This is a genomic window from uncultured Leptotrichia sp. (assembly GCF_938036635.1).
Lineage (GTDB): Bacteria > Fusobacteriota > Fusobacteriia > Fusobacteriales > Leptotrichiaceae > Leptotrichia > Leptotrichia hongkongensis.
This window is the reverse complement of the sequence record NZ_CALHQO010000028.1, coordinates 1-1,076: the sequence shown is the minus strand read 5'-3', so window position 1 is coordinate 1,076 and position 1,076 is coordinate 1. Positions and strand designations below refer to the sequence as shown.

The following is a 1,076-nucleotide window of genomic DNA, read 5'->3' as shown; positions in this document are numbered from 1 at the left end:
ATGCAATGAATATGGAAAGATTTAGCTTTCACGATTTAGCAAACTATCCCAACCGCCCTGCACCTACCAATTATAAAAAAGTTCGAGAAGAATATTTTAGAAAAAATCCTGACAAAATTCCTCCAAGTATGAGAGATCAGTATGCGAAGTAAGATAAAACAGAATATTTAAAGAAAGGAAGAAAAGTCAATGTCACAAATTATTCAAATTTTTAACGATTCTTCATCATTAACATTGAAACTCATATTTTTGGCTTCTGTTATACTGCATATTCTCATTATAGTCCTATCTATAAGACGTAAACCTCTCGAAGGAGTAACAAAAGGAAAAGTATGGATTACATATCTTGTATCATACTGGTTATTAGGATCTGTGGCAGGATCAATTGCAGGAGCTGCTTTATTCCTTATACTAAAAGGTATATTTTACATTCTTAGCCTGTTTAATTATAGTCATCCAACTGAAATTACGATTTCTACAATTGCAACAGCTGTACAATTTATAACTGGAGCAATTACTTTTGCTGTATTGAACAAAAAATATCTAACTTCCAAAGATAATATTGCCAGAGAAGAAAATACTACTACAAAGCAATACATCTTACTAATTTTAAAACTAATCGGAATAGGAATGCTTGTATTATTTGCAATACCGTTAATTGCTCTATTTATAGCAGGCTATTTAGTATTTAAAGTGCTAGGAATTGGGAACTTCATTGGAAATGTTGCAGTAAACAGAGTTAGAGAAGTACACGATGATATCGATATCCATACTTACGAAAGACAACGATATAGTGGAAATGTTCAGCCACATGAACGAATTATTTCAGATTCAGAAGCAGAAGAAATTAAGGAAAGAATTAAAAAAAGAAATCAAATTTTTAAATAAAAAAGGAAGTGAAAATAATGAAAAAATTATTATTAGCAGGACTGTTAATTGGAAGTTTTGCATTCGGACAACAAATTACTGTGAAAAAAGGGAGCTACTGTACTGGATTTTCTAGTATAGGTGGAGATTTTGGAAATGGTACAGGAGATTATTTTAGATTTTACGATACTTGCAATATTAACGGAACA

Annotated in this window: 1 protein-coding gene; it reads left to right on the top strand. The window is 30.9% G+C overall.

Annotated features, from left to right (window positions below; genetic code table 11):
* Nucleotides 1-189 precede the first annotated feature (189 nt).
* On the top strand, nt 190-888 hold the full coding sequence (locus tag Q0370_RS00410; RefSeq protein ID WP_299570566.1) for a hypothetical protein: 699 nt from the start codon (nt 190-192) through the stop codon (nt 886-888).
* Nucleotides 889-1,076: the final 188 nt, after the last annotated feature.

Excerpts from the sequence above, each read along its gene's own strand:
- Q0370_RS00410 (WP_299570566.1), top strand. The coding sequence starts at position 190 with ATGTCACAAATTATTCAAATTTTTAACGATTCTTCATCATTAACATTG.